This is a genomic window from Vibrio sp. ABH4_348 (assembly GCF_056159765.1).
Window position 1 is genome coordinate 1610762 of the sequence record NZ_JBSWVW010000001.1, and the last position, 23590, is coordinate 1634351.

Here is a 23590-nt window from a genome sequence, read left to right on the forward strand (position 1 = left end):
TTTCCACTTTAGATAAGGTCGCATTATCAAAGTGACGTTTAATATTTATTTTGAGAGTAATACTATGAAATTTGAAGCAGTAGTACGTACTGAACTAGGTAAAGGTGCGAGCCGCCGCCTACGTCATGCAGGTCAATTCCCTGCTATCGTTTACGGTGGTGAAGGTGAGCCAGTATCAATCGCTCTAAATCACGATGACGTTGTTAACCAAATGGACAAGCCTGAGTTCTACGAAGGTCTAGTTCTAGTTATCGACGGTGCTGAAGTTAAGGTTAAGCCACAAGACGTACAACGTCACGCTTACAAGCCTAAAGTTGAGCACATGGACTTCATCCGCATCTAATTCCCCTTACCAAGGAATTATTCGGATTTAATCCAACCCTTTTGCATAAAATAGATTCTCGGCTTTACCACCCGAATATCTAAAAAATTTAAAACCCCAGAGCCTTACCATCTCTGGGGTTTGTCATTTCTGGTTGCCAATATTTCTAGCCTTCCGCACTTTTGATCATAGTAGTTTTCACGCCCTAAAACCAAAAACGCCCACCATATGGTGAGCGTGAGATAAATCGAGTCTGTATTTGGTAAAGCGACCTGTTAATGCAGTGATTCTTGCTGACGCAAACGCGCAAAGTAAACCGGATACTTAGCTCGGATAAAGCGCTGCTCTTCTACCATATTCTTAAACGACAGGCCTTGCCTATCGAGATAGATGATCATTTCATCACTATCAAAGCGCAAGATTGAGCCTTGAACCATGACGGTTCGGCCATCGTGCAGATTAAGCACGCCCGTTATAGTCAGGCCACGATAGAAATTCGAGAACTGGTTGAGCACCACTCGAATCCCTTTTTCAGAAACTTCACTGACGTGAAATTGTTCTTCCTGCATTTTGAAGTAAGGCCGTGCTTTTCTCGGATAGCGTAGTCGATAGTACTGACGTTTTTGGATTCCGGATTCTTGAGAGGCTTGCATTTGAATGCTCCGTTATTATTCGTTAAGCCCTGACTGCATACGAGCAATCAGACAGCATAGCTTACTTTTGTTATCGCCAACGTTAGCTAAAACTTTAGCATAAGGACTAACCGGATACCCTTGTATGTAGGGTGTTGCATGGTTTTCTGTGCTCTCGTCCAAAGTTTAGAAATGTTTTCCATATGCGTCTCATTTAACTTTTGTGGCAGGCCTTTGCCCAAGCCACGCTGCCAACAACACCCCAACTAAGGCTAAGAGAACTAAAGGATTAAAATCGCTAAACCCTAGCAATACTAAAGTCAATGTAGAGAGGACTGGTGAGAGGAAACTGGAGGAAGCAATAAGGCCTGTGTTACCTTTTTTAAGTCCAAGATCCCAAAGATAAAAAGCCCCCCCAATAGGGCCTAATCCCAACAAGATCGCAGCAAATATCTCACCTTGATTGCTTGGCACATAAGTCTTTTCAAACAATAAATGAATAGCAAAACAAATCACACTCACGGCTAAAGATAGCCAACCAATATCATCAACTTGAGTTTCTACTCTCGCCAAGTACCAAGAATAGAGAGACCAAATCATGGCACAACTCATCGCAAATCCGAGTGCGATAACACGGCTTGAAGACCAACTAATGGATAATTCATCATTAGTTTGTAGTATCAATAGCTGAGCAACGGAAAGAAAACCAATAACACCAAAAATTAAAGTCCGTTTTCGAGTACCGGGTTTCGCTACCAAGCACGCCAGTATTAGTGGCCAAAGGTAGACAACTAAGCTGGTTTGCAATACTGGTAAGCCTTTCATCGCTATGAAATAACAGAGATGAAAGCCGAGCAGTCCTATCAATCCTGCCACCCAAGTCGATAGCGGCATATTAGGTAAGGTCAATAACACCTCGTTTTGAAACTTTCGTTTCACCAACATCAAACCAAAAGAAATCGCGAAGCAAACAGATAGCAATAGAAATGGTGGCCATGCCAATGTCCATTGACTTAATGCTGCTAAACCACCCCACATTGCTATCGCCAATAATCCTAATCCTGTATAGCGCTGCTTCTCAGTTAATAGGTCTGGCCGTTTTTGTTTATCAATTAGTTGAGTCATCGAACACCTCTATCGCTCTTAGGTAATTGAGCAATAGTGTCTAAGTTTTCGAATAGAGTATTTGTGCAGATCGGACGGTTTAGTTTGCTAAATGTACCAATTTAATAGGTTTGAACTCTTTTGAACGCAAAAAAATAGGGACTGAAATGTGGCGTTTAATTTTTAACTCTTAGCTGTCTTGGGGTAATGCCAAAGCTCGCTTTAAATCTTCGCGTGAAAGCACTCATATCCGAATAACCCACCAGCTCAGCTACTAGACTCAAAGGGGTATCGGTAAACCTCAATAGAGACTCAGCTTTTTGCATTCTCAATGTTGTCAGATAATTCAATGCTGACTGACCGACATGCTGCTTAAAACGAGTTTTAAACTGAGTCGGACTAAGACAAGCAATTTCGGCCATTTTCTCAATTGTCCAAGTTTGTGAGAGGTCGTGATGTAAACGAGCTAATACAGGGTCAATTTTTTTATCCGAACTCGCAGCACGAGTTTGTTGTTGCACTAATCCCCAAAACAAACCCGTTAGCTGATCGAGTATTTGATTTGTTGTTCCTGTGCTTAAAGCTTCCGCAATGAATTGTAGAAAACGAACAAAGCTGTTCTCAAGATAGACTTTGTTTTGTTCCAATGTAGAAAGGTTTAGTGGCAAAACATCTAAATCTACGACCACAAATACCGAATGTTCATCGGCAGAAAATTCATGGTAAGTATTTGATTTGATCACCAGGCATTCGCCAGTATGAGTGTGTAGCGCGTTTCCAGAAAGGGTGACTGAGATAGAGCCAGACAAGGGCAGCACCAATTGATGATAGTCATGACTATGCCCTCTCACACTCTTTGTGTATTGACGCAAAGTTACCCGAAAGTGTTCTGGCTTGGTCGGCGTCGTTGTTTTTGAATTCAAAATATTGGTCATCGTTGAGTCAGTTTTTTCTAGGCAAGAGTGTTATCTAGCTTTAACACACAGAAAGTCGTTCAAGTTCTACAGCTGTTTTTGGCTATTCATGTAAAGCGAAAATTTCATAAATCTTTATTATTCGTTAACCGCTTAGTATTTCAAAAGAATTTCACTAACGTTTCAATCTGAATAAAAAATAATCAAATGTGACTTTGATCTCGCAGAATATGCTGTCTAAGTTTTAGGAGTGTCTCACACCATGGAGGTCCTAATGAATGAAACGTGCTAGCAATTCCTACCGATTACAAATGATAAAAGAAGTGGCGGTTAGTCAAGAAAGGCGGCAAAGCCTAGACCCAATGGTTGTACGAATACAATCTCTACTCGATAACCAGAATAAAGAATCAGAGCCGCAAACCGAATTCCGCAGTTTTGCAGGTGTACATTACGATGAGCGTGCCGGTGGGTATGTCAGCAACGATTGGTACGATAGTCAATCCAAATAGTGCCCCTACTAATCCAAGTTACTTCAGCAGAGCTCTTTGCTCTAGCTTCAACTATTGCTAAGACAGTTTGCCTCGAAGTAGCTTGGGCATTTATTCCGAATCATCAAAAAGCCCTGGTTGAGTGTTCTGCTCCTCGTGTTCTTTGTTCTTCGGCGTGGGCTTTCCAAATTTTTTCCGACGATAACGCTGACGACACAACTTAATGACATGAAGTTGCTCACTTGGCGACATCTCTAACCAGCGAAATCTTTCTTCTCGCTTTCTCATACAGCCATGGCAATAGCCTTTGTCGTCTACCGTACAAATGCCGACACAAGGGCTGGGTACAACAAAGAACTCTAGTTGCTCCATAACCTACCTCCTTTATCTCAGCATCACGTTTGTTTACATCAACTTAACCGCGGCTCGAATCATATGAACAGATTATCACTCATTTTTGAGACACGTACGTCACTTAGAAATACTCATGTGATTGCGCATCAAAAACGGCGTATACTTGCTGGCTATCAATCTATTCAACACAAAGTGAATAGCTAACCTATTATCTCTTTAACGCATTCAGTTGGATCAGGATCTCTATTATGAAGTGTTTCAAGTCCCTACCGCTCATCAAAAAGAATAGCGGAAAATTGGCTTTGATTCTTGTCGCAATGACTCTATCCGCTTGTGGGCAGACTCCAAAGCCCGCCACTCAATTTGACGTCTCTCATCTGTTTAATACTCGTTGGGAGCTGCAGAAAATTGATGGGCAGTCTATCGATGTGACAGCATTACGCGAAAGACCTGCTATTGAATTTAGTGATGAAGAGACAGCAGCAGGCCACGCGGGTTGCAATCATTTCTTCGGCCCAATTGAAATCGGTAAAGACTCAATCAGCATCAAACACATTGCCATGACACGAATGATGTGCGGCACAGCAGCGATGACTGTGGAAAATGCCGTCGCAGATACCTTGTCGTTTGAGAGCGAAGTGCAGTTCGATGGTGACACCCTATACCTTCGCAACAGCCGACACATTCTTGAATACCAACAAGTACCAGTTTCTGATTAGAAAAATATTCTCACACCCGAGTAACGTGTCGCTGCTCAATCTAGGCAAGCGACACTCATCAAATAGACCTTGCGCTACTCTCTGATAATATTCCGTGCATACCATCCCACCTCCTATGACCAGAAGTCACAAAACCCAGTAAATTGTTCATAAAGTAAGCCACTAAATACAAAAGAAAAAATATCTTCGCTACAATGAATAAAAACACGTAGCAACACGGTCTATTAGCGCAATGAGCTCGTGATGACCGATTTCAAGTGGTGCGCGAATTTTTACCCCAAAGGTTTAACCGAAATAGTTAAGGACAATTATGAAAAGGCTCTTAAGTTTTGCCACAGCTGCACTAGTTTCATTTGGTGCTGCTGCACAAGATTGGCACGATGTAACAGAGAAGGCCAAAGGCCAAACCGTTTACTTCCACGCATGGGGCGGAAGCCAGCAAATCAACAACTATCTGCGTTGGGCAGGTGAAGAGTTACAACAACGTTATGGCGTAACGTTTAAGCACGTTAAGGTGACTGACATCGCTGAAACGACGGCGCGCTTACTTGCTGAAAAAACTGCTGGCAAGAACGACGGTGGCAGCGTTGACATGGTTTGGATCAATGGTGAAAACTTTAAATATATGAAGACCAATGATCTGCTCCACGGGCCTTTTGTTGAAGAGCTTCCATCATGGCAATTTGTTGACAAATCTCTACCAGTAGACAGCGATTTTTCTGAACCAACCGAAGGATTAGAGGCGCCTTGGGGTGTGGGCCAATTAGTCTACATTCACGACGAAAACAAACTCAACAACCCTCCAAAATCCTATGCCGAGCTACTTAGCTACGCAAAGGCTTATCCAAACCGCATTAGCTATCCCAAGCCACCAGCGTTTCACGGAACCAGTTTCTTAAAATCTGTGCTGATTGAACTTATTGACAATGATGTTGCGCTAAGCCAGCCAGTTGATGATGCAACATTCGCCACCATTACTGCACCATTGTGGAAATACTTAGATGAGTTACACCCAGTGGCGTGGCGCTCTGGAAAACAGTTCCCAGCCAATTCAGCTGAGATGATCCAGCTACTTGATGATGGTCAGCTAGATTTGGCGCTAACGTTTAATCCAAATGCCGTGTTCTCAGCACAAATTGAAGGCAGTTTGCCTCAATCCGCTAAGGCGTATGCCATGGACGCAGGTGCACTTTCTAACATCCACTTCTTAGCGATTCCGTGGAATGCCAATGCAAAAGAAGGAGCTTTGGTGTCTATTAACTTCTTGTTAAGTGCAAAAGCTCAGTCTCGTAAAGGTGATGTTACCATTTGGGGTGATCCATCTGTGTTGAAAAATTCAGCCTTAACCGGAAGCGCAAAAAATACAACTTTGTTTAAATCGATAGCCGAACCTCACCCGAGCTGGCAGGGTGCGCTAGAAGCTGAGTGGCAAAAGCGATACGGCCAATAATTAATGCTACTAAGATTCACCTACTTATTGCTGCTGCTAATTTGTATTGCCCCCACCATACCTGGGTTAATTGGCGCAGCAATAACGGCCTTTGGCTACGCACCGAGTGTTGGTCAAACTCAATTGAACTTTGCGGGATTTGTAGCCGTTAGTCGCTGGCCAGGTGTATCGACCTCTCTACTGCATACGATTTCTACCTCTATTTTCAGCACCTATCTCGCACTGTTGCTGACCTTCTCTATTTTGCAGACACTTTGGCAAAACAAAGCCTGGCAGCGAATAGAAGGCATGCTTAGCCCGCTGCTTTCAATGCCACACGTGGCATTTGCCATTGGGTTTGCGTTTCTTTTTGCGCCTACAGGATTTGGAGCGAGACTCGTGGCTTCCCTTACTGGGGTTGAAGTGGATACGTCCGGCGCCCCTATCTTTATTAAAGACCAATGGGGACTGGGTTTAACCTTAGCATTGGCACTGAAAGAAGTGCCCTTTTTGCTATTGATGAGCATTCCGATACTCAAACAGCTCAAACTTGACCAGCAACTTAAGGTAAGCCAATCACTTGGTTATTCCAACGCTCAAGCTTGGTGGAAGACCATTTTCCCCCAGTGGCTATCAAAAATGCGTTTTGCCTTGTTCGCGGTGATAGCTTATGGCGCATCCGTGGTTGATTTGGCGCTGATACTTGGTCCTTCTCTGCCACCCACTTTCTCGGTGTTGGTATGGCAATGGTTCGCAGACCCTGACTTGTCATTTTTGCCGCGCAACGCCTCTGGTGCGCTGATCCTGTTATTGTTAACTAGCTCCCTCCTACTTCTAGTAGTAATTATTGAAAAAGCTATCACGGTTTGGGGTAATTCTTGGCAGTTCAGTGGGCGCTCTGGAAGCGGCCTTCCAGGTAAAACTGTTTTCTTACTACTTTCCTTGCTAGCTATCCTCATGGTGCCATTGTTTGTGTTGTGGTCTTTTGCGCAGCGTTGGCGATTCCCCGATCTGTTACCCAGTCAATTCAGTACACGATTTTGGCAAAACGAATGGATAAACGTGTGGCCGACTATTTATCAAAGTTTGACGCTTGCGATAACTGCAGCTGCCATCGCCTTGATACTGGCGATTTTTGCTCACGAATTTAAGATACGTCATGCCAAGGCTTTACCCGATTACGTGATTGCCTTGCCGATGCTGATTCCTCAGTTATCTCTCCTATTCGGCATTCAAGTCACCACACTTTGGCTTGCTGCCGACCAATTTATGTTGTGGGTAATTTGGTCTCATGTGTTTTTTGCTTTTCCTTTTGTTTACTTAGCATTAGATGGACCATGGAAAAGCTATGAAAATCACTACACCAAAGTTGCGATGAGTTTGGGACACTCCCCCTTATCGGTTTTCTTCACTGTTAAGGCTAAGCTCCTTGCACCGGCTCTTTTGTACGGTTTTGCTATTGGTGCCAGTGTGAGCTTGGCGCAGTATCTACCAACGTTAATGTTAGGAGCGGGTCGGGTCTCCACAATTACCACCGAGGCAGTTGCGGTTTCAAGTGGTTTTGACAGACGCGTGACCGCAATCTACGCGTTGTGGCAAGCAGCATTGCCATTGGTTTTCTTTGCTGGTGCACTACTCATTGCAAAGTTCACCTCCATTGGTAGAGTGCAAAGGCGAATACAATCACCTAATTTTTCTAAAGGATTCAACGTTTAATGGCTTTTGAGCTCAACAATATCACCCTTTTTAAAGCTGATGGCGCACGGTTGTTTTCGCCAGTCACTTTAACAGTTAAAGCAGGTGAAATAGCGACTATCATGGGCCCAAGTGGCTGCGGAAAGTCGACATTACTCAATGCCATTGCTGGTCACCTAGCAGACGAGTTCGATTTTTCTGGTGATATTGTTCTCAATGACCAATCACTGAAAAACGTAGCGCCACATAAGCGACGTGTCGGTATTCTGTTTCAAGATGACTTGCTGTTTCCACACCTAAACGTTTGGCAAAACCTAGCTTTTGCTCTGCCTAATGAGATAAAAAAAAGCGAGAGACAGCAAGCAGCACTTCAGGCTCTGGCTAATATTGAACTCAGTGAATTAGCTGAGTCTTATCCCGAGCAAATCTCTGGGGGCCAACGGGCCAGAATCAGTCTCACTAGAATGCTGCTCGCCAAACCTAAGCTCGCTTTGCTAGATGAACCCTTTAGTAAACTAGACATGGCTCTCAGAGCACGCTTTCGAGAATGGGTGTTTGAACAATTGAGAAACGCCAATATCCCTACCATTTTAGTTACTCATGACCCTCAAGATAGCTGTGGAAAGGTCTATAGATTAGACCATTCTTCATTTGCAGAGAGCTCGGCACAAGGTTTCTAAACATCTTGGTAGACACTAGATCTAGGTAAAGAGTAAAACATGCTAGATAGATACAGTATTCAAGTAATCCGAAAGCCGCTCGAATGGGGTGCACAGCACCTCGATCGCAAGGGTATGTCAGCGAATCAAGTGACCGTCTTCGGTTTTTTAGTTGGCCTATTGTCACTTCCCGCACTAGCATTTCAATCTTACGAGCTTGCGTTGGTCGCCATAGTGATTAATCGAATCGCTGATGGTGTTGACGGTGCACTCGCAAGGATTCAGGGCACCACAGATGCTGGTGGCTTCTTAGACATCAGCCTAGATTTTCTTTTTTACTCGGCGGTGCCGTTTGGGTTTGTTCTTGCCAATCCTGAACTCAATGCCATTGCCGGGGCATTTCTGATTTTTTCTTTTGTTGGCACCGGCAGCAGTTTTTTGGCCTTTGCTACCCTAGCAAGTAAGCGGAATATCGAAAACCCCGTTTACCAAAACAAGTCTCTCTACTACATGAGTGGGCTGACTGAAGGTACAGAAACCATCGCCTGTTTTATACTGATGTGTTTGTTTCCTAGTTGGTTTGCAGTTATTGCATGGGTATTCGGCAGCGCATGTTGGTTTACTACCGCGACGCGTATCTACTCCGGTTTTCACACCTTAAAGGGATGAGCGTTCATTTGGGTTAATTCTAATGAACGCAGCTGCTTTTTAGTACGCATTACTGCTTGCGAAATAGGAGTACCTTTAACGAGGCTTCAGGATCGCTGTCTTGGAACACCTCGGGGTTGTCTAATCGGCGGTTGAAGTGAATGTTTGGCGCATGTTCTGCCATGAGATCAATTAGGTATTGGCTATTGACCGCTGGAGAGTTAACACACGCTAATACTTGCCCACCTTCAGCTAACATGTCGTCTAAGCGACGTAAGATCTTTTGGTAATCTTTGGTGAGTGCAAAGCTGCCTTTCTGGAATGACGGTGGGTCTATGATTATCAGATCATATGGACCGCTTCTCTTAATTTTTCCCCAAGATTTTAAAATATCGTAAGGCAAAAATTTCACCTTGCGCAAATCGTGTTGATTTAGATGATGATTTTTCCGGCCTGTCGATAACGAAGACTTCGCCATGTCGACGTTGACAACTTGTTTTGCGCCACCAGACACCGCAGCCACAGAAAAACCGCAGGTGTAAGAAAATAGATTAAGCACGTTGGCATCTTCAGCGTTATCCGCGACCCATTTACGGCCGTTGGCCATATCCAAAAACAGGCCAATATTTTGGTTTCTGCCTAACTTTAACTGATAAATAAGCTGGTTCTCTACACCTACTATATCGGCTTGGAGTTCGCCAACAATCACATCAAGTTCTTGTGCTTGGTCATAGCGGTGCTGAATCACAATGGAATGAATCCATCGTTCATTGCTTTTCGCATCCAACTCCGAATGCCATTGCAATACATGTGCGGTCAGTTCTTGATAGAAGTCTTGCTCTACTGGCTTAAACAAACTAATTAACACAGTTGGGGAAATCCAATCTACCGTGATTTGTTCCAACCCTTGAAAACAACGCCCTCGCCCATGAAACCATCGCTGTAGATCGCCATTGGACTCGGCAGCTTTTTCATTCAGGTGAGAGATAAGTGTGGGTAACTGCAAGAGATTCATAGTTTGGGCCAGTTTAGATTCCATGGCTGTTGCCACTCGATAAGTTGTTGTGAGGTTTCAGCTGTTTGCCAATATTCACCAGACGTATTGCTATCGGGTGGGCAGACGATAGCAATCGACTCTTGTTGATAATGAAAACGCAGCGCATACGCGTGCAAATAACCTCTGTCTGCTTCATTGGCGTGGCTATAAATAGGATCACCTAAAATTGGAGAGCCAATGGATTTAAGTGCAACGCGGATTTGGTGCGTTTTGCCCGTTTTAGGTTTACACAAAAACAGGCGATGACCACTGCCCGCAGGCGCAGAGAAGAACTGTGTCACTGCAGGATTGTTCTGACTCGAACAGAGTTTCCAAGATGCTCGGCGAGACCGTTCCATATCTCCTTTCACTAAGCCTTGTTTCTTTTTCGGCTTTTTGTTGCCAATCGCAACGTAATACTTTTCTATTTCACGATTGGCAAACAAGCTAGACAGGTAAGAAGCCGCTGGTGAGTTTTTCGCTAAAATGAGTAACCCAGACGTCATCTTGTCCAATCTATGCACAAGATACAGCTTTTCGATATTCAAACTCTGCTCGACATAACCGACAAAGGCGGTGTCTTGCTCATCTTTGTGAACAGAGACGTTAGCGTGTTTGTTGACAACAACGAAGTCGGAATGCTGGTAAAAGAGATCAAACATTGATGGAAAAGGCGTGGCTGCAGGCTAGACGCGCTGAGTATATAGAAGTGACCGCAATAAGGGTATAGCTGATTTGATAAATCAATTCGCTATCCCTTATTCTTGTTTTAGAGTTCTGCCTACAAGCTAAAACGACGAACCAAAAGTTCTAATTCATCGACCTTTTGCAATAAGCCTTTTGCTGACTGATTACTTGATTGGGCGAGATTGAGAGACTGCGCTGCCACATCACTAACAGAAGTAATATCGCTGGATATTTCTTTGGTTACTGCGGCCTGCTCTTCTGTTGCTGTCGCAATGCCGTTTACCATGTTTTGAACGTTGCCCGCTCCCGCCACGATGTTTTCTAACGCTGCGACAGCTCCACTACTGTGCTCAACACTTCGTTCAACAGATAGATAATTCGACTCCGTGGCGCTTACCGCATTTTGCGTACCACTTTGAATGGCCTCTACGATGCTTGAAACTTCAGCAGTCGCTTTCGAAGTACGTTCAGCCAATGCTCTTACTTCATCTGCAACAACAGCAAAGCCTCGGCCCATTTCACCTGCTCGAGCCGCCTCGATCGCAGCGTTTAACGCCAATAAATTCGTCTGTTCGGCGATATCTTGGATCACGCGTATCACACTACCAATTTGCTCACCCTGCGCGCCGAGTTCCCCCATTTCAGATGACATTACCTTCATCTTCTGAGACACATCTTCTATGCTTTTCACCATTTCGACGATGACTTTACGACCGTCCTCAGCATGCACACCAGATTGTTTGGCTTCTTCAAGAGTAGCTGCACCTTGCTGGGCGACCTCATCAATGGTCATATTCAGCTGCTCAGCAGACGTTGCAATAAGATTTGCCTTATCGGCCTGGGTATTGGCTCCCTGCTCCATTTCATCACTGGTGCTTGCTAACGTGTTAGAGACGTCTTTGACTTCGGTTGATACGCTGCCAATCGCACCAATAAGCTCTCTTAGCTCTTTCTGCATCATATTGATAGCGCGAGCCAGTTTCGAAAGCTCATCCCCCGACTCATCGACAATGGTGTCTGCTGTTAGGTCGCCTTTAGCCACTAAACTTGCGACTTGTTCCAGTTTTTCTAAACGATTGGTTATTGATGATGAGATTAAGTAGGCGATGATCACCATAAGAACAGCAGCAAATACCGTTAAGTAAACGATGTTAAGCTCAATTTCCGAAAATGTTTCAAGAATAGTCATTAATGCCGCTTCGGTGTCTTGACGCTCATCGGTCGTTGCAGCATCTAATTCGTCTTCCATCGGCACAAGGTGCTCTTGATAGATACTGGACAACACCTTGTAGAGTGCTGCCTCACTCTCCCCTTTTTCCAATAATGGAACAACTTGTGTGTCTAGCTTGGAGAGAAACTGCTCCATGTGCTTCTCGGCTCTGAGTACCACGGCCATATCTTCTGAGCCTGGCTCCTCTAGAGACTTCACTCTTTCAAGGAAAACTAAGAACTCCTTATGATTGGCTAACATGTCATCTCTAGCGCCAGGAGATTTTAGAATCAGTCTTAGTGCATCGCGGTAGACGTCGCCGGCATCATCGACTAAACCTGTGTAAGCCAGTGCCGATGGAACGTCATCTTGTCTCACCACTTCGGCTAAGTCATGTGCCCCTTTTACTTTTAACCAGATAGTTCCATCCAGAATGACCAAGATCGTCAATACACTGGCGAATGCTAAATACAGCTTTTTGCGAACAGATAACTTCATTTGATGTGCCCTTGTTGCGAACAAATGATTTACAAACCCACCATTACAATAGGTATTGGTTTGAGATTTTTATAGTTTTTATAACTTTCGGTAAGTATAGCGGCCGGTAACGGCAAGACATGAGCGTAAAAAAACCTCCCAGAGGAGGTTTTTACAAAACTGAGTACGATATCTCTTTTTGTTATTGTTTTTCTTACATTATCGAAACAACAAACACAGTTAGAATCGCAACAGGACAGATGAACTTTACGTACCAAGGCCAGATTTTCCAGAACAGAGTCTGTTCAATTTCCGGATTGCCTTCCTTCAGCTCGTTGAGTACTTGATTGCGCTGCCAAATCCATCCAACAACGATAGCCCATACCACGCCAAGTAACGGCTGCATGTATACGGTAGAGATATCCGCAATGATGCCAAACAGTGCACCAAAGTTGAGTGAAATAACCGCGCTCAGTACCAAAATCGCACCACCAATCACCCACGCAGCTGTGCTACGTTGCATTTTCAGCTCATCTTGCGCACAAGCTACGGGTACTTCTAGCAACGAGATTGATGACGTTAATGCTGCAATGACCATAAGAACAAAGAAGCCCGTTCCAACCAGAACGCCAATACTGCCCATGGTATCAAACATAGAAGGAAGAACTGCGAACACCAAGTCGCCTGAACTCATCAATTGTCCAGCATCGTTAAAGATTTGAACACCATTGTTTTTAGCAACAAACATGGCTGGAATGATCAGCAAGCCGGCACCTAGTGCAACACCTGTATCAATTGCAGCAACTTGACCTGCTGTTTTTGGTAGGTTCACGTCTTTCTTCAAATATGACCCGTACACCATCATGGAGCCAACGCCCAGAGATAGTGAGAAGAACGCCTGGCCCATTGCATCAACGACCAGCGTTGGTGTCACTTGGCTAAAGTCAGGTACCAAGTACATTTTGAGGCCTTCCATCGCACCGTCTTGAGTGAAGATGTAGACGATCATCACCGCAAACAACGCGAACAACGTTGGCATTAAACGGGTTGACCACTTTTCAATACCGTCAGCTACGCCGTTCTTAACGACAAGAATGGTTAGTACAGAGAATAGAACCGCCAGAACAAGGTTACGGCTGCCGCTAAATTCGGTTAACCAACTTGCCGCACTTTCAAATCCAATCACTTCTAGCGTTGGCGCGCCTGCAAAGCCGATCAGCCATCCAGCTAGGATAGAGTAGAAACTTAGAATAAGAGATGCAGCGATCATGGCAATAACGCCAAATAGGCCAGCCGCAGCGCGATTGTTTTTCCAAACTTTTTTCAGTGATGAAATTGGGTTTGATTGTCCGTAACGACCAATGGTGAGTTCAGCAACCAGCATAGGGAATGCCAGTAGAACGACCATAGCTAAGTAAATGATAAGGAATGCGGCACCGCCATTACTGGCAGCTTTAGTTGGGAAACCCCAAACATTGCCAAGTCCAACTGCAGAACCTGCAGCGGCCATGATGAACCCCATCCTTGTTGTAAAATGACCTCGTGATTGACCTGCCATTGTTTAAATTCCACCCTAGAGCTAAAAATGTTTACAAACAAGATAAAAAGCGTAAATCCTTTTTTACGCCTAATAGTTTTATCAGCAATTATGCTGTAGGTGGCAAGTAAACCAGTTTAAATCTAAAATTGGAACCCCAATGCGTGCATTTAACTAATTCTAATAAATAGTTCCTCGTCAATCGCTGTCAATTTAACCAAAAACTAACATATACCTCCAACCTAAGCCGTAAAATCGGCTGATTCTACGTTTAACATTTATCCTCTAAGAAAAACTTGCTATCTCTGATTTGCTCAGTGTTCGTTTCGTTGTAAATTACAGATAGTGTGTCTAAAAGAGATGACTAACGCAGCTATGCAGCAGCTATACCATTACTTAACTATTGCCGGGATCGTTTTATATTGGCTACTGGTCGCTGGGGTTACGATACGTGTGGTGTTAAAGCGCAGTGCTGTCAGTGTTTCTTTAGCTTGGCTAATGATCATCTACATCGTTCCCATACTCGGTGTCATCGGCTATTTTTTGATTGGTGAACACAACCTCGGACGTAAGCGAGCAGAGCGTGCCAAAGACATGTTTGCACCTTTCAAACAGTGGTTTTTATCACTAAATGATTGCAACGCGCACGCGCCCGAGACTTTTAGCCGTCAAATATATCGAGTCGACCAACTCTGTAACCATCGACTTGGTTTACCAGCGCTAGCAGGCAACCACCTGCAGCTGTTTACTGATACTCACGATTCGCTAGACCACATCCTGCAAGATATTGAATCAGCCAAGCAGTCGGTACGTATGACGTTTTATATATGGCACCCCGGTGGACAAGCAGATGCTATCGCAGCGGCGCTCATCCAAGCTGCCCGGCGAGGAGTGCAAGTGAAACTACTGCTAGATTCTGCTGGTAGCCATAGATTCTTTAACAGCCATTGGCCTAAGATGATGCGAGATTCCGGGATAGAGTTGGTTGAAGCTCTGCAAGTCAAAGCTTACCGAGTATTCTTACGCAGATTAGATTTACGTCAGCATCGCAAAATAGTCGTGATAGACGAATCGATTGCCTATACTGGCTCGCTTAACCTAGTTGATCCAAAACACTTTAAGCAAGATGCGGGACTCGGTGAATGGGTCGATATCATGGTTCGGGTAACCGGGCCTACGGTCAGTGTACTTAGCGCTATCCATTGTTGGGATTGGGAAGTAGAAACGGGAGAGAGGTTTTTACCTCAAGTGCCAGAAGCACCTACTGAGTTTGAACAAGCCAGCAACCCCATCCAAGTCGTTCCTTCAGGCCCTGGTATGCCAGATTATCTGATACACCAAGTATTGATTATGGCGATACATCAGGCCAAGCATTCTTTAACTATCACTACACCCTACTTTGTCCCGAGCTCAGATCTTCTTGAAACGTTAAAGATGACAGCTCAGCGCGGCATCCGAGTTAAGCTGATTATCCCAATGCAAAACGATTCAACTATGGTGCAATGGGCATCGCGCGGCTTTTATAGTGAATTACTTAAATCTGGCGTTGAGATTTATGAATTTGACGGTGGGCTATTACACACCAAATCTGTTGTCATAGACGATGAGTTTTGTCTGGTTGGTACTGTTAATCTTGATATGCGAAGTTTGTGGCTCAATTTTGAACTCACCCTCGCCGTTGATGATTTAGAGTTCACTCAAACCATGTCCAAACTTCAAGTTGGGTACATCGAACAGTCCAAACAAGTCCTAGAGCATGATTGGCAAAAGCGCAGTTTAAAATGGCGCTTTTTGGAACGAGTTTTTTACCTGTTTAACCCTCTACTTTAGTACAGACATACCCAACTAGAATCAAAGCAAATTAACTATTTGAATTCGCTATATCAATCAGTAAACAAATCCGTATTCAATTGGTTATACTGCCCAGAAGTCAACGACACCCGTATCAAAAGGAAACAATATGTCAGAGGGAAAGAAAACACGTCTCGTCACCGCGGGCCGCAGTAAAAAATGGACCAATGGTGTTGTGAACCCACCTGTTCAAAGAGCGTCGACGGTCGTGTTTGATACGGTTGCCGAAAAGCACCACGCAACAGTTAATCGAGCTAATAAAACCCTATTTTATGGACGTCGCGGCACAACGACACACTTTGCTTTTCAAGAAGCCATGGTTGAAGTAGAAGGTGGTTTTGGTTGTGCACTGTACCCATGCGGAACGGCCGCTATTTCCAACGCTATCCTTTCTTTTGTGGAAACAGGCGACCATATCTTAATGGTGGATACCTGTTACGAACCAACTCGCGATTTTTGCGATGTCATGCTTAAAAAGCTCGGTGTTGAGGTTACTTATTATCCTTCAGAAATTGGGGCGGATATTAAAGACTTGATTCAGCCAAACACCAAGGTTCTGTTCTGTGAGTCTCCAGGTTCTATCACCATGGAAGTTCAAGACGTTCCAACGCTATCTCGTATTGCGCACGAACATGATGTCATTGTGATGCTAGATAACACTTGGGCTGCGGGGGTATTGTTCTCTCCTTTTGAGCATGGTGTCGACATATCCATACAAGCCGCCACCAAATACATTGTTGGGCATTCGGATGTCATGCTGGGAACGGCTGTCGCTAGGGAGGAACTCTGGCCACAACTACGAGAACAAAGCTACTTGATGGGTCAGTGTGTGTCACCGGACGATGCTTACTTAGGTTTAAGGGGGCTTCGCACGTTAGATGTGAGACTGAAACAGCACCATGAGAACAGTCTAGCGGTCGCTAAGTGGCTTGAATCTCGACCAGAAGTGGATCATGTTCGACACCCAGCTCTTGAGAGCTGCCCCGGCCATGAATTTTACCAACGCGATTTCGCTGGCAGCTGTGGCTTGTTCTCTTTTGTGCTCAAAACCAGCTACCCGAGGGCAACGACAGCCTTACTTGATGGCATGGAACATTTTAGTATGGGTTATTCTTGGGGCGGTTTTGAAAGCCTTATCCTTGCTAACGAACCTAAGTCATTTGAACGTTTGAGAAGTGTGGCTAATCCTAATTTTGAAGGGACACTGATTCGACTCCACATTGGTCTAGAGGATGTCGAAGATCTGATTGCCGATTTAGAACGAGGTTTTGCGCGCTACAATTCGTTAATTCTTGAAAAAGAATCGAATGTTTAGATTCTGATGTTTCCTTCCAAGCAATAAGCTCACGTCCTACGGTGAGCTTATTGCTTCTTAATCCAACACGAGACCGATAAACTCTAGGATGACCAGTAAACTCAACCTGAACAGCTCATCGTAAAGTTATTTAAGTATAGTCCTCAGTAGAAAACTTGGCTGAAGAATTGGAACAGCTGTTCTTCCACGATTCTCGGAAGATCACTGCTATGATCTCCATCGTAAACACGATAATCCAAACGTAACCCAGTTTTAACCAAGCTTCTGTGCAAGTTGTTTATCGGCTCGACAAGGTATAGATCTTGGTTTCCGACATCATATTTAATAATGGGTGAGTACTGATTTATCTTTTCTAAGTTACGGCTAAGGATTGAATCTAATGTCTGAGCTTTAAACGCTTCAATATGTTGGGGAGTTAGCGGGAATCGATAAAAGTCAGGAGCTTCATTGCTCGGAGTAAACGAGACCGCAAGCGAGTAAAAGAACAACACCTCAAACGGCCAAGATTCTGGTTCTTGTTTCAACGCAAGATTTAAATCTTCAAACGACATACCCGGTTGGGAAAAAAAGTCAAACAACGAAACATGAGGCATTCCCGTGCTCATTGGGTAGGCCGCGCTAAACAAATCTGGTCTGGTGAACACTGCTCGAAATGCGCCATAACCACCCATTGAATGCCCCGCAATACCGCGCGCGCTTCGATCTGCAATCGTTCTAAAGTTCTGATCGATGTAACCAACAAGTTCTTCATGAATAAAATCTTCCCAGTTACCCGTTACGACAGAGTTTACATACCAAGCGCCAAGAAAAGGTTCTTCATAAGCATCAGGGACTACCACGATCATCTCTTCGATCTGTTGCGTTTTATACAGATTTTCTAGGGTCTTATGTATATTCAGTCCATCGCTATCTTCATGAAACCAAGAACTCCCTTGCCCCCCTAACCCATGCAGTAAATACACAACAGGATATCGGCGAGCAGATTCTGATTGATATGATGGTGGTAGGCTAATCAGCACCTCTCGAGTAGGATTAACTTTCAGCTTCGACTCATTTAGTGAGTCACTTTTCAATAAGATTGTTTTCATTTCTGAACCTAAAATTGATGCGCTTAAAAACGCACTGATCGTTGCGGCGAGAATAAGACAATATTTGACTAGAAACGACACAATAAAACTCACCCACTACAATACTAATTAAGTATCAAAAGCTTAAAGCCAAAATCGCATAGAAAACTGACCATTTGTGCAATGAATAAAAAAATCCACCGCTAGGGTGGATTTTTTAAACTTACTTGAGGCTTATTGAGGTACTTCGATTCGATGGAATAGTTTGTAAAGTACGGGCACAACAATCAATGTCAGTACAGTCGCAAACCCAAGACCGAACATGATGGTTACCGCCATTGGTTTAAAGAACGCATCTGGCATTAACGGAATCATACCCAAGATGGTAGTGATCGCCGCCATACAAACCGGGCGAACACGACTTAACGCAGCATCCACAACCGCATCAAAGCCTTCTTTACCTGAGTTTATTTCAACCTGAATTTGGTCGAGCAAAACGATACCATTTTTAAGCAACATCCCCGTCAAGCTCAAGAAACCAAGCAATGCCATAAAGCCAAATGCGGTATCAAGCAGCAGTAAACCTGTCGCTACACCAACAATCGCCAAAGGCACAGTTAGCCAAACAATCAGTGGCTCTTTAACTGAGTTAAACAGAAACACTGTTACCATGAACATGAATAAGTAGCCCAAAGGCATTGTCACAAACAGGGAAGACTGTGCATCTGACGATGACGACTTCTCACCACCCCATGCAATGGTATAACCATCTGGTAGTTCTATGGCCTCAATGTCTGCTTCGATCCGCTTTTGTAACGTCGCTGCAGTTTCTTCACTGAGAAGATCTGGGTCTGCCATTACAGTTAGTACGCGTTTGCGGTCTTTCCTAACGATGATTGGATCTTCCCATACCATCTGGTATCCCAAAAGCACTTGTTGCAATGGAATGTAATCAGAAAGAACAGGGCTCCAAATCGTCATGCCCTCAATGTTTCTGATGTCTACTCTTTCCTCTTCAACAAAGCGAGAAACGATTGGCATTAAGGTCGTGCCATCGCGGTACATACCAATTGTGTCACCAGAGTACGCCATATTAAGAAGTTCATCGACGTCCATTTTGGTGATGCCGTAGCGACGAGCTTGACTCTCATTAAACTGAGGCTGAAGTACTTTGGTTCGTTCACGCCAATCATGACGAATATTGGTTGCACCCGGATCGTTATAAAGAACCTCAGTCACCTGAGCCGCTATACGACGAAGCTCTGTTGGATCGGAACCAGTAATTTTAGCTTCTATTTTAGCTCCACCACCAGGGCCTAACTCTATGAGCTTAAGCTTGTACTGAATTTCAGGATGTTCTAGCGCTAAGTGGTTACGGAAATCATCCATTAGTTCCGGAAGCAGTAAATGGTCTGTAACACGCGTGACAATTTCGCCATAAGAAGAGTAGCTCTTCTGAGGACCATAAGTCAGCATGAACCTCATCAAACCTTTACCAGCTGTGGTGGTAATATGTTCAACTTCGGAGCGTTCATTTAACCAGCCCGCTATCGACTCCAACTTTTCGTTCGTCGTTCTAATATCGGTACCTTCAGGCATCCAAATATCTACTAAGAACATTGGCGTATTTGAAGCTGGGAAAAACGCCTGCTTTACTTTGCCAAACCCGTAACCAGCTGCCACTAAACTTACGATAAGTACCGCGACCGTTAGCCAAGCACGGCTCATACAAGCAACGAGGAAGCTACGGTAAACCGTGAAGATAATCCCGTTATATGGGTCTTTTGCTTGTTCATTCTCGCCGTTATTTTTCTGCCCTTTTAAGAACAAGTCAGCAAAGAATGGAGTAAGAGATATCGCTGTTACCCAGCTCAACATCAATGAAATAAGCAGTACAAAGAACAATGAACCACAAAACTCACCAGTTGCATCATCTGAAAGACCAATTGGTGCAAACGCGGTAATTGCTATCACAGTCGCACCCAATAATGGCCATTTGGTTTGAGTAACCACATCGTTTGCGGCTTGCAAACGGGTCTTACCTCGTTGGGTTCCAACGAGTATTCCCTCGACCACCACTATCGCGTTATCCACCAGCATCCCTAATGCAATGACTAGCGCACCGAGTGAAACCCTTTGTAAGTCGATAGCGAAATACTGCATGAAAATGAAGGTGCCAAGAACGGTAAGAAGTAGAATCAGACCGATCAAAAGTCCAGAGCGCAGGCCCATAAAGAACAACAGCACGACAATAACAATGGCAACCGCTTGACCTAAGCTAGTGACGAAACCAGTAACGGATTTATCAACTTCTTTAGGTTGGCTGTAAACTTCTGATATATCGATACCAATAGGTTGATGTACCGATAGTTCTGCTAGTCTTTTCTCGAATTTTTGACCGATTTCAACAACGTTGACACCTTCAGCAAATGAAATCCCCAAATGCAACGCCAATTGGCCGTTATAGGTAATCACGTTTTTTGGTACTTCGATATAGCCACGGGTAATTTCAGCCACATCTCTTAGATAAATTAGTGACGTACCTCGTTCGGTGATAATCAAATTACCTAGCTGGTCCACATCGGTAAACTCACCCGTTGGCTGAATGCGTACCAATTCCTCACCAATTTTCACCGCGCCAGCACTTGAGACCATGTTTTGACTGGCAAGCAGGTTAGTAACCGTATCAGGAGACAAACCCAAGCTGCTCAGACGCTTTTGCGAGATTTCTATGAACAACTGCTCTTGTTGCTGACCTGCGACACCTACTTTGCTAACACCATCAATAAGCTCAAGTTCACGACGCAGGTAATCGACATAATCCAACAGTTCTTTATAAGTGTAATCTTCACCCGTTACCGCGAGTAAAATGCCATAAACGTCGCCAAAGTCATCAACGACTGTGGGTGGGTTAACACCTGGCGGCAAGCGACTTTCTAAGTCATTGACCTTTCTTCTAACTTCATCCCAAATCTGTGGTAGGTCATCCGGTCCATAGTTGGCCTTCATACTCACCGAAATCTGAGATAGCCCACGACTAGACGTCGAAGTAATTTTGTCTAAGTACTTCAATTGTTGAAGTTCTTTCTCTATAAGGTACGTCACTTCTTCTTCCACTTGTTGAGGCGTGGCCCCTGGATAAGAAGTGATAATTTGTGCATCCTTTAGCGTAAATGCTGGATCTTCTAGTCGACCTAGCTCAAAAAACGAAACTGTTCCGCCAATCAAAAACACTAACGTCATCATCCACGAGATAACTTTGTTCTGGATGAAGTAAGCTGCGATTCCCTTTACAGAGCTGTCAGAAGTAACCGGTGAATTACTCATCATTTACCTCCTTCGCCACGATTACTACTTCATGGCCTTCAAAAAGACGAGACATACCAGCGGTAACAACTTGGTCTCCTATTTTCAAACCTTCATCAATAAGAAGAGTATCTCGACTTGCTTTAATCACGTTAACCTGCTTTTTCGTTACTTTGTTGTCGCTGCCAACTACCCACACAAAACTATTTTCTGGGGACAACCCATCACCATCACCATTGAATACGGCTTCAATCGGAACAGACAACCCGCGTTCAAATGACACGCCTGCATTTTCGCCACGAGTGGTCACTTCTAGCGGCATACCATCAAAAATCAGTTCATCACTAGGCATTGGCATGATTAACGTAACCGTATAAGTACCAAAGTCTGGATCTGGCTCGGTTGTAAACGCTTTAATTCTTGAAGCATACTCATTTCCACCACCCGTTTTTACAGTGACAACGATGTCTTGGAAGGTTTCCATTGATGGCTTATTCGCATACAGACGATCCGGTAACTGAACAATGACCTCTACCGAATCAATACTATTGATATTGAGTATTGCTTGACCCGCTTGGATACTTTCAAAGTTTGCACCCAAAATTCTGGAAACCACACCAGAAAACGGTGCTCTTAGCTTAGTGTAAGAAAGTCTTAGCTCCGCGAGAGAAAGGTCTGCTAGCGCTATTTGTCTCTGAGCGGCTATCTCATCAAATTGGGACTTGGCAAGTAATCCCTTTTCAACCAGTGGCTTTGAACGTGTATATTGATTATCAATAACCTGGAAACGTGCCCTAGCGTTGTCGACTTCTAGCTGGTAATTGCTGGCATCTATCTCTGCAATCACTTGCCCCTTTTGAATGAGATCGCCTTCTTTCACGGAAATTGATACCAACTCGCCTGAAACTTTAAAGCTAAGTGGCGCTTTATTGGCAGCGGAGGCAACAGCAGGGTAAAACAAATCCCCTGTTGAGCTTTCAGTTTCCACCGTCGCCACCTTTACATTGGGCGCACTCCTCTCGACCACTTCTGCCGTCTCGCTACAAGCAGATAACATGGAAATCAACGCCAAAGCAGTAAGCGTTTTTTTAAAATGAATCATAATCCACGCTCCTTAACCCAACGTCTCACTTTCATACCTTCTGATAGAGAATCTACTCCGGCTGAGATTATCTCATCACCATTTTTCAGGCCTTTAACAATTTGCTGATTGTCGTCCAGCACAACTTCCACTTTTTCTACCGTTTGGTTAGGTGTAACTCGCCACACAAACGTCTTGTTTTGCTGGAAAACTAACGCATTGTCAGGAATTGGGGTAGGTTTGGTTGAAATTGCTTTTACCTTCACCGTTCCTGACATCCCGGGCAGGACACCCACATCATCTGGTTTTTGCATGATCATGGTTACCTTATAAGAGCCAGTTTTGTTATCGGCTTCAGTATCGATTTCCAAAAACTCCAACGGATATTCATTGTCGGGAAAAGCATCGAATGTCATATTCACGGTTGGCATTTCAGTTTGGGAGTACCGATTGAGCAAGTGCTCTGGTAACTGAAACACCACTTTAAGCGCCTGGTCGGTTTGAATGCTAATAACTGGTTGGTTTGCCCCAACAAACTCGAAGTTATTGACATCGATAAACGAAACTTGTCCGTCATACGGAGCCTTTAAGCTCGCGTAACTGAGATTTAGCTTGGCCTGCTCCCAGCTAGCCTTAGCGCTGTTGTAATTTGCTTCACTTGAATCAAAATCTTGCTCTGAGATTACTTGGTCTTTTTTGAGTTTTTTAGCACGGTCGAGCTGAACTTCAGTCAAAGTTAGCTGTGCTCGAGCCTTTCTCTCAATCAATTTATATTCGTTAATATCAAGTTCCGCCAAAATTTGTCCTTTGGAAACTGTTTGACCTTCCAAAACATCCATTGAGACAACTTGTCCGGGAACGCGAAATGACAGAACAGCATGTTCTCCAGCTTCAGAAGTAGCGGGAAACGTGCGCAGGAATTGGGAGTCACCTACTGAAACGGAATAAAATTTGGCGGGTCTAGCGGGTTCAGAATATACGTATTCGGAATTAACCAAAAACGCAAAAATTAATGGAGTGAGGGTAAGGGTTTCTCGAAGCATACTAATGGTCCGATGA

At 44.2% G+C, this 23590-nt stretch carries 21 protein-coding genes; 9 read left to right on the plus strand and 12 right to left on the minus strand.

Annotation, left to right across the window (positions count from 1 at the left end):
• Nucleotides 1-64: 64 nt before the first annotated feature.
• Complete coding sequence (gene rplY, locus ACXAFJ_RS07215) at nucleotides 65-343, plus strand: 50S ribosomal protein L25 (protein ID WP_475322431.1); 279 nt, start codon at nucleotides 65-67, stop codon at nucleotides 341-343.
• Between the two features lie 254 nt (nucleotides 344-597).
• Here rplY and ACXAFJ_RS07220 read toward each other — a convergent pair whose 3' ends face one another.
• The 3 genes from ACXAFJ_RS07220 to ACXAFJ_RS07230 all read right to left on the minus strand — a co-directional run bounded on the left by ACXAFJ_RS07220 (nucleotide 598) and on the right by ACXAFJ_RS07230 (nucleotide 2993).
• Nucleotides 598-975 (minus strand): PilZ domain-containing protein, encoded by a 378-nt coding sequence (locus tag ACXAFJ_RS07220; protein ID WP_475322432.1) that lies wholly within the window; start codon nucleotides 973-975, stop codon nucleotides 598-600.
• Nucleotides 976-1164: 189 nt separating this feature from the next.
• A complete protein-coding gene (locus ACXAFJ_RS07225) occupies nucleotides 1165-2079 on the minus strand; it encodes a DMT family transporter (RefSeq protein ID WP_475322434.1) in 915 nt (304 codons plus the stop codon).
• Between the two features lie 155 nt (nucleotides 2080-2234).
• On the minus strand, nucleotides 2235-2993 hold the full coding sequence (locus ACXAFJ_RS07230; RefSeq protein WP_475322435.1) for a helix-turn-helix domain-containing protein: 759 nt from the start codon (nucleotides 2991-2993) through the stop codon (nucleotides 2235-2237).
• A gap of 257 nt (nucleotides 2994-3250) precedes the next feature.
• Between ACXAFJ_RS07230 and ACXAFJ_RS07235 the strand changes: the two genes are divergently transcribed.
• A complete protein-coding gene (locus ACXAFJ_RS07235) occupies nucleotides 3251-3481 on the plus strand; it encodes a hypothetical protein (RefSeq protein ID WP_475322437.1) in 231 nt (76 codons plus the stop codon).
• A 90-nt stretch (nucleotides 3482-3571) separates the two neighbouring features.
• On the opposite strand, the gene ACXAFJ_RS07240 is transcribed toward ACXAFJ_RS07235, so the two are convergent.
• Nucleotides 3572-3832, minus strand: coding sequence for a DUF1289 domain-containing protein (locus ACXAFJ_RS07240; RefSeq protein WP_475322439.1), 261 nt, complete (start codon nucleotides 3830-3832; stop codon nucleotides 3572-3574).
• A gap of 230 nt (nucleotides 3833-4062) precedes the next feature.
• Between ACXAFJ_RS07240 and ACXAFJ_RS07245 the strand changes: the two genes are divergently transcribed.
• From ACXAFJ_RS07245 to ACXAFJ_RS07265, 5 genes are all read left to right on the plus strand, one after another.
• Entirely contained in the window at nucleotides 4063-4533 is a 471-nt protein-coding gene (locus tag ACXAFJ_RS07245) for an META domain-containing protein (RefSeq protein ID WP_475322440.1), read from the plus strand.
• A 310-nt stretch (nucleotides 4534-4843) separates the two neighbouring features.
• Nucleotides 4844-5983, plus strand: a complete 1140-nt coding sequence (locus tag ACXAFJ_RS07250; protein ID WP_475322442.1) for an ABC transporter substrate-binding protein — start codon at nucleotides 4844-4846, stop codon at nucleotides 5981-5983.
• 3 nt (nucleotides 5984-5986) lie between these two features.
• Nucleotides 5987-7678 (plus strand): ABC transporter permease, encoded by a 1692-nt coding sequence (locus tag ACXAFJ_RS07255; RefSeq protein WP_475322443.1) that lies wholly within the window; start codon nucleotides 5987-5989, stop codon nucleotides 7676-7678.
• Nucleotides 7678-8337, plus strand: coding sequence for an ATP-binding cassette domain-containing protein (locus tag ACXAFJ_RS07260; protein ID WP_475322444.1), 660 nt, complete (start codon nucleotides 7678-7680; stop codon nucleotides 8335-8337). Before ACXAFJ_RS07255 ends, ACXAFJ_RS07260 begins: the two co-directional genes overlap by 1 nt.
• Nucleotides 8338-8376: 39 nt before the next feature.
• Entirely contained in the window at nucleotides 8377-8985 is a 609-nt protein-coding gene (locus tag ACXAFJ_RS07265; RefSeq protein WP_475322446.1) for a CDP-alcohol phosphatidyltransferase family protein, read from the plus strand.
• Between the two features lie 49 nt (nucleotides 8986-9034).
• Here ACXAFJ_RS07265 and ACXAFJ_RS07270 read toward each other — a convergent pair whose 3' ends face one another.
• From ACXAFJ_RS07270 to ACXAFJ_RS07285, 4 genes are all read right to left on the minus strand, one after another.
• Nucleotides 9035-9979, minus strand: a complete 945-nt coding sequence (locus ACXAFJ_RS07270; RefSeq protein ID WP_475324080.1) for a class I SAM-dependent methyltransferase — start codon at nucleotides 9977-9979, stop codon at nucleotides 9035-9037.
• Complete coding sequence (locus ACXAFJ_RS07275; RefSeq protein ID WP_475322447.1) at nucleotides 9976-10662, minus strand: TIGR01621 family pseudouridine synthase; 687 nt, start codon at nucleotides 10660-10662, stop codon at nucleotides 9976-9978. The genes ACXAFJ_RS07270 and ACXAFJ_RS07275 overlap by 4 nt, the downstream gene beginning before the upstream one ends.
• A 119-nt stretch (nucleotides 10663-10781) precedes the next feature.
• Nucleotides 10782-12395 carry a methyl-accepting chemotaxis protein gene (locus tag ACXAFJ_RS07280; protein WP_475322448.1) on the minus strand — a complete coding sequence of 538 codons (1614 nt, stop codon included), beginning with the start codon at nucleotides 12393-12395 and terminating at the stop codon, nucleotides 10782-10784.
• Between the two features lie 193 nt (nucleotides 12396-12588).
• Nucleotides 12589-13932 carry a sodium-dependent transporter gene (locus tag ACXAFJ_RS07285; protein WP_475322450.1) on the minus strand — a complete coding sequence of 448 codons (1344 nt, stop codon included), beginning with the start codon at nucleotides 13930-13932 and terminating at the stop codon, nucleotides 12589-12591.
• Between the two features lie 354 nt (nucleotides 13933-14286).
• On the opposite strand from ACXAFJ_RS07285, the gene cls reads away from it, so the two are divergent.
• A complete protein-coding gene (cls, locus tag ACXAFJ_RS07290; RefSeq protein ID WP_475324081.1) occupies nucleotides 14287-15741 on the plus strand; it encodes a cardiolipin synthase in 1455 nt (484 codons plus the stop codon).
• A gap of 130 nt (nucleotides 15742-15871) precedes the next feature.
• On the plus strand, nucleotides 15872-17077 hold the full coding sequence (locus tag ACXAFJ_RS07295; RefSeq protein WP_475322451.1) for a cystathionine beta-lyase: 1206 nt from the start codon (nucleotides 15872-15874) through the stop codon (nucleotides 17075-17077).
• Between the two features lie 143 nt (nucleotides 17078-17220).
• Here the strand turns inward: ACXAFJ_RS07295 and ACXAFJ_RS07300 are convergent, their stop codons facing one another.
• The 4 genes from ACXAFJ_RS07300 to ACXAFJ_RS07315 all read right to left on the minus strand — a co-directional run bounded on the left by ACXAFJ_RS07300 (nucleotide 17221) and on the right by ACXAFJ_RS07315 (nucleotide 23574).
• The gene (locus ACXAFJ_RS07300) at nucleotides 17221-18165 is read right to left on the minus strand and encodes an alpha/beta hydrolase (protein WP_475322453.1); all 945 of its coding nucleotides are present in this window, start codon (nucleotides 18163-18165) and stop codon (nucleotides 17221-17223) included.
• A gap of 213 nt (nucleotides 18166-18378) precedes the next feature.
• Nucleotides 18379-21471 (minus strand): efflux RND transporter permease subunit, encoded by a 3093-nt coding sequence (locus tag ACXAFJ_RS07305; protein WP_475322454.1) that lies wholly within the window; start codon nucleotides 21469-21471, stop codon nucleotides 18379-18381.
• Complete coding sequence (locus ACXAFJ_RS07310) at nucleotides 21464-22552, minus strand: efflux RND transporter periplasmic adaptor subunit (RefSeq protein WP_475322456.1); 1089 nt, start codon at nucleotides 22550-22552, stop codon at nucleotides 21464-21466. The genes ACXAFJ_RS07305 and ACXAFJ_RS07310 overlap by 8 nt, the downstream gene beginning before the upstream one ends.
• Nucleotides 22549-23574 (minus strand): efflux RND transporter periplasmic adaptor subunit, encoded by a 1026-nt coding sequence (locus ACXAFJ_RS07315; protein ID WP_475322457.1) that lies wholly within the window; start codon nucleotides 23572-23574, stop codon nucleotides 22549-22551. Before ACXAFJ_RS07315 ends, ACXAFJ_RS07310 begins: the two co-directional genes overlap by 4 nt.
• Nucleotides 23575-23590: the final 16 nt, after the last annotated feature.

Coding starts and splice junctions, on each gene's coding strand:
- rplY (WP_475322431.1), top strand. CDS start 65: ATGAAATTTGAAGCAGTAGTACGTACTGAACTAGGTAAAGGTGCGAGC.
- ACXAFJ_RS07220 (WP_475322432.1), bottom strand. CDS start 975: ATGCAAGCCTCTCAAGAATCCGGAATCCAAAAACGTCAGTACTATCGA.
- ACXAFJ_RS07225 (WP_475322434.1), bottom strand. CDS start 2,079: ATGACTCAACTAATTGATAAACAAAAACGGCCAGACCTATTAACTGAG.
- ACXAFJ_RS07230 (WP_475322435.1), bottom strand. CDS start 2,993: ATGACCAATATTTTGAATTCAAAAACAACGACGCCGACCAAGCCAGAA.
- ACXAFJ_RS07235 (WP_475322437.1), top strand. CDS start 3,251: ATGAAACGTGCTAGCAATTCCTACCGATTACAAATGATAAAAGAAGTG.
- ACXAFJ_RS07240 (WP_475322439.1), bottom strand. CDS start 3,832: ATGGAGCAACTAGAGTTCTTTGTTGTACCCAGCCCTTGTGTCGGCATT.
- ACXAFJ_RS07245 (WP_475322440.1), top strand. CDS start 4,063: ATGAAGTGTTTCAAGTCCCTACCGCTCATCAAAAAGAATAGCGGAAAA.
- ACXAFJ_RS07250 (WP_475322442.1), top strand. CDS start 4,844: ATGAAAAGGCTCTTAAGTTTTGCCACAGCTGCACTAGTTTCATTTGGT.
- ACXAFJ_RS07255 (WP_475322443.1), top strand. CDS start 5,987: ATGCTACTAAGATTCACCTACTTATTGCTGCTGCTAATTTGTATTGCC.
- ACXAFJ_RS07260 (WP_475322444.1), top strand. CDS start 7,678: ATGGCTTTTGAGCTCAACAATATCACCCTTTTTAAAGCTGATGGCGCA.
- ACXAFJ_RS07265 (WP_475322446.1), top strand. CDS start 8,377: ATGCTAGATAGATACAGTATTCAAGTAATCCGAAAGCCGCTCGAATGG.
- ACXAFJ_RS07270 (WP_475324080.1), bottom strand. CDS start 9,979: ATGAATCTCTTGCAGTTACCCACACTTATCTCTCACCTGAATGAAAAA.
- ACXAFJ_RS07275 (WP_475322447.1), bottom strand. CDS start 10,662: ATGTTTGATCTCTTTTACCAGCATTCCGACTTCGTTGTTGTCAACAAA.
- ACXAFJ_RS07280 (WP_475322448.1), bottom strand. CDS start 12,395: ATGAAGTTATCTGTTCGCAAAAAGCTGTATTTAGCATTCGCCAGTGTA.
- ACXAFJ_RS07285 (WP_475322450.1), bottom strand. CDS start 13,932: ATGGCAGGTCAATCACGAGGTCATTTTACAACAAGGATGGGGTTCATC.
- cls (WP_475324081.1), top strand. CDS start 14,287: ATGCAGCAGCTATACCATTACTTAACTATTGCCGGGATCGTTTTATAT.
- ACXAFJ_RS07295 (WP_475322451.1), top strand. CDS start 15,872: ATGTCAGAGGGAAAGAAAACACGTCTCGTCACCGCGGGCCGCAGTAAA.
- ACXAFJ_RS07300 (WP_475322453.1), bottom strand. CDS start 18,165: ATGAAAACAATCTTATTGAAAAGTGACTCACTAAATGAGTCGAAGCTG.
- ACXAFJ_RS07305 (WP_475322454.1), bottom strand. CDS start 21,471: ATGAGTAATTCACCGGTTACTTCTGACAGCTCTGTAAAGGGAATCGCA.
- ACXAFJ_RS07310 (WP_475322456.1), bottom strand. CDS start 22,552: ATGATTCATTTTAAAAAAACGCTTACTGCTTTGGCGTTGATTTCCATG.
- ACXAFJ_RS07315 (WP_475322457.1), bottom strand. CDS start 23,574: ATGCTTCGAGAAACCCTTACCCTCACTCCATTAATTTTTGCGTTTTTG.